We start from the raw sequence: 5,618 nt of genomic DNA on the forward strand, positions 1-5,618 counted from the left end.
ACCCGTGTCCGTGCCGGAGCCCGCCTGCGCGTCGGCGGCCGTCTGGGCGTCGGCTGCCCAGCCGGTGGTCCAGCCCTGCGGGCTCGAGGGGTCATCGTTCCGGGCCGCGTCCAGCGCGGCTGCGGCGGCCAGTTGGAGATAATCCAGGGTCCGGGAAAGTTCCTCCACCCCGGACGCGAACGCAACAGCCTCCTCGAAACCGGTGACTCCGACATCGTCGGCCGCTTTGTCCGCCAGCGACCTCAGCGCCTCCACGGCCCCATCCAAAGCGTCCAGCCGGCCGCCGCGGCCGCCCCGGCCGGGAGGATCCAGCAACGCCAGCCCGCCCGGGACCTCGGCCAAGCGCGGACCACGGGGACGGGACCCCCGGAAAGCCCGCGGGACGCAAGGCCCTGCCGCTTGTCGAAGTATCCGATCGCTTCCATGGAAACACTCTGCCAGGAGGCTACGACATTTAACCGAACTCAGACCGGCGGTCCTGCGTTCGACTTCAAGTTCTTCATCACCAACGTCGAATTGAGGCGCTCGACGGCGGGAAGTGCCGAGAGCTGGTCGTCGTAGAAGCGCTGGTAGGCCGGAAGATCGGCTGCGATCACGCGCAGGAGGTAGTCCGGCGAGCCGAAGAGCCGCTGGGCTTCGACGATGTTCGGAATGGCCGCGACACGGTCTTCGAACTCCGACATCGTGGCGCGGTCAGCCTGACGCAGGGTCACGAAGACTATCGCTTCGAAACCCAAGCCAATCGCACCCGGATCGATGTCTGCCCTGTACCCCCGGATCACGCCCGACGCCTCAAGATCCCGCAGCCTTCGATGGCACGGAGCCACCGTCAATCCCACCTTGGCTGCGAGCGCGGTGGCAGTCATTCGGCCATCCTCTTTGAGGTGGCGCAAAATAGTTCTATCTATTCCATCGATCACGCAAATATCTTACCTAAATTCCGGCAAGTCTGGCTAAAGATGGGAACACTTATGGGCCGATTTTCCATAAAGTTCATGGTGTAACCACCAGCCAGGAGCCACCATGAATCCGCACCTTTTCCTCGCCTTCGTCATTGTCGCCGTCACCCTGGCGTGCACCCCGGGCGTCGATTGGGCGTATTCGATTGCCGCAGGCCTGCGGCAGCGCAGCTTCCTCCCCGCCGTGGCCGGCCTGTGCAGCGGCTACGTGCTGCACACGGCGCTCCTGGTGGCCGGACTCGCGGCCCTCCTGACGGGGGTTCCGGGGCTTCTTGGCTGGCTGACGATCGCGGGCGCAGCCTATTTGCTCTGGCTCGGCGTGAGCACCGTGCGCTCGTGGCGCGGCGCAAGCTTCAGTGCGGATGACGCCGTCGGGCAGTCCCGAAACCAGTTGCGCACCTTCCTGCAAGGCATGGGCACAAGCGGCATCAACCCCAAAGGGCTGCTGTTCTTCCTCGCGCTGGTGCCGCAATTCGTGAGCCCCGAGGCGTCCTTGCCGGTGGCGGTACAGTCAGGCGTGCTGGGCCTCACGTTCGTGTTGTTGGCGGGAGCCATTTACACAGCAGTGGCACTGACTTCACGAAAGCTGCTTCAGTCCCGGCCTTCCGCCGCACGTGTGGTCACCCTCAGCAGCGGCATCATCATGATGGGGCTTGGGGCTGTTCTGTTGGGCGAACAGCTACTTCCGCTGCTCGGGTGACGCGGGGCCGGCCTTAGTCGTCCGGTTCGCCGAAGTCCTTGTTCCACATTCGGCGCACCTCGATGTCCTTGCGGATCCCATCGACGGTGTCCAGCTCGGCCTCTTCCGGTTTGCCTTGTTTCCGACGCACAACCACCCTTGGAACGGGAAGCCGCGGGTTGGGCCGCCGCCTGACCTCAAGCCTCGACAAGGCCCGGTCCGTGAGCGCGTCATTGCGCAAGGCGAGGCTTGTCTTCTTCCTCCGAAGCACCTCCTCGAGAGCAGCCTGTGCCGCCTCCCGCTCCCCCAATACCCTGAGCGACTGCGCACGTATCAGCAGCAGCGCCGCCGAGAGGTCGTCCGTGTTGCGGAGCCCCTCGGTCCAGGCAACGACGTCGGCGTGCCGGTCGAGCGCCGCCGCTGCGGTGCAGCGGGCCAAAGCAGAGGGCAACGACGGCGGCAAGCTGGCCAGGATGTCCAGGGCCTCGGCCGTCTGGCCCGTCTCCCGGAAGCAATGCGAGAGCGCAAGGAACACGGATTCCTCGCTGAACAGGACCGGAACGTCAATCCGTTCCGCTACCTCGATCCGCGTGACCACCCTCCGGAGGTAGCTTGAGGAGAACTGGCTGGCGGCGTCGTCGATCCGTATGGACAAGCCCCGCTGCAGAAGCTCGGACGCCCGGAGATAACCGCCGTGTTGGTACACAAGCAGCCCGGCCATCACATAGCAGAGGCCAGCCCAGCCGGGGTAGCTGCGCGCCAGGGTGAGGAGGCGGTCCGGTTCCGTGCTGGTGAAGACCGCGTCGTAGACCGATTTGGCGGTCTTGCCGGCCAGCCGTTTGAGCCTCGGAACTTCCCCGGCCACCTCGATCCGGCCTGCGGCCTTTCCTTTCAGGACGCCCCAAATCGCTCCGCTCAAGCCCTCAGCCAATCCACCTACGGATGTGCGGACATGTCCGTTCCGGAACGGCGTGATGTCCCTGGTGTCGCCGAAAATCGCTCCGCGGACTCCGGGAGCCGATGGCTCACTCACGGTTGCCCTGCCATCGCAGGATAAAGTGTCGCAGAATTGGGCATCACAGAACCATGCTAGCTGCGCTTGTCCCGACCATTGCCCTCTATTTCCGGGGTTTTCGGGAGTAAGATATCCACGTCGGCAGGGTTCCGACTCCTTGCCGCGATGCGGCCCTCCATTTGAAGGGCCGGATTAGTATCGTGATCGGGAGGAGCTATGACTACTGCTTCACACCCCGCGCAGCACCACGCAATGGGGCTGACGCTCCACAACACAGCACTCGGTTTGGGCTGGGTTTTCCTGGCTGTTGGCGTCCTGGGATTTATCCCGGGCATCACCAGCAATTACGGCGCCATGACCTTCGCAGGACATGACTCGGGCGCCATGCTTCTTGGAGTTTTCCAAGTATCCATCCTGCATAACATTGTCCACCTGCTATTCGGCGCGGCAGGCCTGTACTTCGCGAGGACTGGAAGGATGGCGCGTGGTTACCTCATCGGTGGCGGCGCAATCTACCTCGTCCTGTGGATCTACGGCCTCATCACTTTGTCGAACATGAGCGCTGACTTCGTGCCCATGAACGCCGCGGACGACTGGCTGCACCTGGTTCTCGGTGTTGTCATGGTTGCCCTTGGCGTGTGGCTTGGACGCGATGTAAGAGAGGAGTCGAAGGGCCGCGCCATGTAGCGCACCCTGACTCTGCAGCACTCTGCAGTTGCACGACGGCGACCGTTCCTTCCGGGCGGCCGCCGCCTTTGCGTCCTGGGGCCCGGGGCCTGACCGTTCCCGGGTGCCTACCCGAGGAGCCTGCGTTCGTAGGCGAACGCCACGAGCTGAAGCCTGGTGCGCAGCCCGAGCTTGCTGAGGACACTGCGCAGGTGGGATTTCACGGTGGCCTCGGAGACAAACAGGCTCTGCGCCATCTCGGCGTTCCCCAAGCCTTTGGCCGCCAGCAGGAACACATCCCGCTCGCGTGGAGACAGCTCGTCCATCACGGTGAGGTCCGGCCCGGCGACCGGCACCGTCCTCGCCGCATGCTGGAAGAGCTCGTGAACCGAACCAGGCGCGATCACCGAGTATCCCGAATAGACGGTCCGGATAGCCGCCAACAGGAATTCCGGCTCGGCACTCTTGAGCAGGTAGCCGCTCGCACCCGCCTGTACGGCGTCAACCACGGCTTGGTCCCTGTTGAACGTGGTCAGCGCGATGATCTTCGGCTTGTCCACGCCGGCAGCATCGGCCTCCTCCGTGATGCGCCGCGTGGCCTCGACTCCGTCCAGCACGGGCATCCGAAGGTCCATCAGCATGACGTCCGGCCGCTGCTTGGCCGCGAGGGCTACGGCTTGCTCGCCGTCGTCGGCCTCCCAGGCCATGTCCATGTCCGATTGGCTCTGCACCAGCATGCGGATACCGGAACGGAATAGTGGTTGGTCGTCCACCAAAGCAACCGTGATGGGTATTTCAGCCACGTCCGACGCTTTCCCACTCAGGGCCCGACGACGGCGAGGCAGCCTGGAGGGCGAACGACGGCTCCTGCTCCGGTTCCGTGCCGGACGAAACATCCTCGTCCGCTCCGTTTTCCGGAAGGAGCGCCGCCGGGCGAGAGCCATAAGGGATGAAGACCGTCACACGGAACTGCTCGCCGTCGGGCCCGGAACTGAGCCAGCCGCCGGCGAGGTGCGCACGCTCGCGCATTCCGGGGATCCCGCGCCCCACACGTTCGGCGGCATCGTCGTCGTCCGTCCCCCCAGTCGAAACGGACGCCGGCAATTCCGAAGCGACGTGCATGGTCAGCCCCGGGCCGCTCCAGTCAAAATGAAGGCGCACTGCTGTGCCGCGTCCGCCGTGCTTGAGGGCGTTCGTGAGGCATTCCTGCACAATCCGGAATACCGCGAGTTGCTGGCCCGCGCCAAGGTCCACCGGAATTCCGGTTTCGCTCTGCTGGACCTTGAGGCTCCCCTGACGCATCCGCTCCACGAGAGGCCCGACGTCGGTGAGCCGGGGCTGCGGGGCCACCAGACCGTCGTCGCGCACTCCCTCAATGACCCGTTGGGCGTCCACAAGAGCATGGCGGGCGGATACCGCGATGTTCTCCAAGGCGTCGAGCACGGCCTTGGGCTGGTCCTGGCTGAGATAGCGGGTGCCGTCAGCTTGCGCGGCGATCACTGCGAGCGAGTGCGCCAAGACGTCGTGGAGGTCCCGGGCGATCCGCGTGCGCTCCTGCTCCACGACCAGCTCGACCTCGGTCTCCTTGAGGTTCGCCTGGACGAGGTTCCGGGCGTTGAAGAGACTTCCGCGTTCTTCGTAAAGGCGCAAGGCGATCCCGACGGCCGCACAGCCGGCGGCGGTCGTGAAGAGTATAAAGAAAAGCTGCGGTCCGTAGTTGGCCAAAGCGTACCGGTCGCCCATGAACAATTGCCTAAACCATCCAACGCCGCCCCCGTATCGCCACGAAAGCATGATGAACGTCATCACGCCGGCGAAAACCACATTGCACCCGGCGACAACAAATGGCAGACGGCCCCTCGCTGTCCACATCGAAAACCCCAAGGCAATGAAGGAACCGAAGTAGATGGGCCAATCTTCGGAATACGGCTCGGGGATAAGGTACACCAACTGACCAACCAGCAATACAGTCGTGAATCCCAGAGACAGCACGGGTCGCCATGCCGAAACAGCAATGGCGAGTGTGGTCAAGATCAGTATCGATAATCTTGACAGAATAAGCTTCCACAATTCGGCCCAATGGGGGATCCATGGCGCCATAAATCCCGCTTCCGCCACGCACCACAGCGTGAAGAAAATGACGGCCGCCGCGGGGGCGCCCCAATGCCGTGCAACCTTCAGTGTCTGTTCCATGTCAGCCACCCTATCCACGGCAAAGGACGCGGGAACGCCGAATCTGCCTTCCAGCGTCCGATCTCCACCCGGAAGCCAGCGGATTCATCCTCGGAGCCCACGCGAG

At 64.1% G+C, this 5,618-nt stretch carries 6 protein-coding genes and 1 pseudogene; 2 read left to right on the forward strand and 5 right to left on the reverse strand.

All coding sequences use genetic code 11. From position 1 onward, the window contains the following. Positions 1–342, reverse strand: a pseudogene (locus KNN17_RS21875) (hypothetical protein); the annotation flags it as partial. 122 nt (positions 343–464) lie between these two features. Further along, a complete protein-coding gene (locus KNN17_RS21880) occupies positions 465–920 on the reverse strand; it encodes an Lrp/AsnC family transcriptional regulator (RefSeq protein WP_078107280.1) in 456 nt (151 codons plus the stop codon). 103 nt (positions 921–1,023) lie between these two features. Here KNN17_RS21880 and KNN17_RS21885 point away from each other — a divergent pair, with 103 nt between their 5' ends. Then, positions 1,024–1,659: a LysE family translocator gene (locus tag KNN17_RS21885; protein WP_241710984.1), complete on the forward strand. Its 636-nt coding sequence runs from the start codon at positions 1,024–1,026 to the stop codon at positions 1,657–1,659. Between the two features lie 13 nt (positions 1,660–1,672). On the opposite strand, the gene KNN17_RS21890 is transcribed toward KNN17_RS21885, so the two are convergent. Further along, positions 1,673–2,671 carry a hypothetical protein gene (locus tag KNN17_RS21890; protein ID WP_241710985.1) on the reverse strand — a complete coding sequence of 333 codons (999 nt, stop codon included), beginning with the start codon at positions 2,669–2,671 and terminating at the stop codon, positions 1,673–1,675. Between the two features lie 198 nt (positions 2,672–2,869). Between KNN17_RS21890 and KNN17_RS21895 the strand changes: the two genes are divergently transcribed. Next, a complete protein-coding gene (locus KNN17_RS21895) occupies positions 2,870–3,340 on the forward strand; it encodes a DUF4383 domain-containing protein (protein WP_078107278.1) in 471 nt (156 codons plus the stop codon). 107 nt (positions 3,341–3,447) lie between these two features. Here KNN17_RS21895 and KNN17_RS21900 read toward each other — a convergent pair whose 3' ends face one another. Then, positions 3,448–4,122 (reverse strand): response regulator, encoded by a 675-nt coding sequence (locus KNN17_RS21900; RefSeq protein WP_241710988.1) that lies wholly within the window; start codon positions 4,120–4,122, stop codon positions 3,448–3,450. Continuing rightward, positions 4,115–5,512, reverse strand: a complete 1,398-nt coding sequence (locus KNN17_RS21905; protein ID WP_241710989.1) for a sensor histidine kinase — start codon at positions 5,510–5,512, stop codon at positions 4,115–4,117. The genes KNN17_RS21900 and KNN17_RS21905 overlap by 8 nt, the downstream gene beginning before the upstream one ends. Positions 5,513–5,618: the final 106 nt, after the last annotated feature.

Source organism: Arthrobacter bambusae, assembly GCF_022606295.1.
GTDB lineage: Bacteria > Actinomycetota > Actinomycetes > Actinomycetales > Micrococcaceae > Arthrobacter > Arthrobacter bambusae_A.